This window comes from Methylorubrum podarium, assembly GCF_040270385.1.
GTDB classification, from domain to species: Bacteria; Pseudomonadota; Alphaproteobacteria; order Rhizobiales; family Beijerinckiaceae; genus Methylobacterium; species Methylobacterium podarium.
In genome coordinates, this window is record NZ_JBELQE010000107.1 from 1 (window position 1) to 1,400 (window position 1,400).

General features: G+C 68.6%; 1 protein-coding gene. It reads right to left on the minus strand.

Features of this window, described 5'->3' with window-relative positions:
- Positions 1–33: 33 nt before the first annotated feature.
- Positions 34–1,302 carry an IS256-like element ISMex3 family transposase gene (locus ABS772_RS21105; protein WP_009867550.1) on the minus strand — a complete coding sequence of 423 codons (1,269 nt, stop codon included), beginning with the start codon at positions 1,300–1,302 and terminating at the stop codon, positions 34–36.
- Positions 1,303–1,400 lie beyond the last annotated feature (98 nt).

The following is a 1,400-nucleotide window of genomic DNA, read 5'->3' on the forward strand; positions in this document are numbered from 1 at the left end:
GGAGCTATGCAGGATTTTAGGTGACGGAGGCGGTCAGGCGGCGCGGTGATCTGGGCTCGCGGTGACCTCGGTCCCGTCGCGGAAGATGACGCCGGCCACGACCTTCGGCAACTGGTTTTCGCCCTTCAACCGTCGCCAGGTTTTCGAGGCTGCCATCACCAGCTTGAACACCATCAGCTTGGCGGTCGTGGCCGAGAGTGCACCTTTGGTCCGCACGGTCCGATGCCGCACCGTGGCGAACACGCTCTCGATCGGGTTCGAGCTGCGCAGGTGGTCCCAGTGCTCGGCCGGGAAGTCGTAGAACGCCAGCAGCGCCTCCCGGTCCTTGGTCAGGCAGGTGGCGGCGCGCGGGTACTTGGCCCCGTACTTCTCGACGAAGACAGCCAGCGCCGCCTCGGCCGCCGCCCGGGTCGGCGCACCGTGGATCTCACGCAGATCCACCTTCATCGCGCCCTGAACGGACTTCGGCACCTTGTCGAGGACGTTGGCCGCTTTGTGAACCCAACACCGTTGGTGAGCGGTGCCCGGAAAGACCTCGTCCAGGGCCTGCCAGAAGCCGAGTGCGCCGTCGCCGACCGCGATCTCGGGCGCGATCGACAGCCCACGCCGCTTCACGTCGACGAGCAGCTCGCGCCAGCTCTGGGCGCTCTCGCGCACGCCCACCTGGAAGCCGACGAGTTCTTTCCGGCCCTCGGGCGTCGCCCCGATCAGCACGAGCATGCACTCGGCCTGGTCCTCCATCCGGGCCTGCAGGTAGACGCCGTCGGCCCAGACATAGACGTAGCGGCGTGCGGAGAGATCGCGGCCCTGCCAGCGGGCATACTCGTCCGCCCAGGCCGCGGTCAGCCGGGCAATGACGGCCGGCGAGAGGTTCGGAGCATCCCGACCCAGAAGGGCGGCCAGCGCCTCCTGGAAGTCGCCGGTCGAGACACCGCGTAGGTACAGGACCGGCAGTAACGCATCCAGGCTGCGGGTGCGCCGCGCCCACTTCGGCAGGAGCGTCGAGGTGAACCGAACCCGGTCCTCAGATCCGCTCGCGCCGCGATCTCGGACACGAACCCGCGCCACCGGCACCGGGCCGATGCCGGTCTGGATCGCCCGCTCCGGGCCATGGCCGTGCCGCACCAGCCGCGCGCGTCCGTCCGGAAGCCGCAGATCCTGCATCGCGCTCAGGAACGCGTCCGCCTCCATCTCAACAGCTTGGGCGAGCAGGCGGCGGGCCCCGGCGCGCAGCACCTCGGTCAGGGGATCGTCGAGGTCTTCGGGCTGACGAAGCCGGACGATGTTGGTAGGTGTCTCCATGGCGTATCGCTCTCGCTGAGAGGTTCTGGCAGGCTTCGACACCCGCCTCGATACGCCGCCTTCAACACACCGTCGTCACCCAATCTCCCGCATAGCTC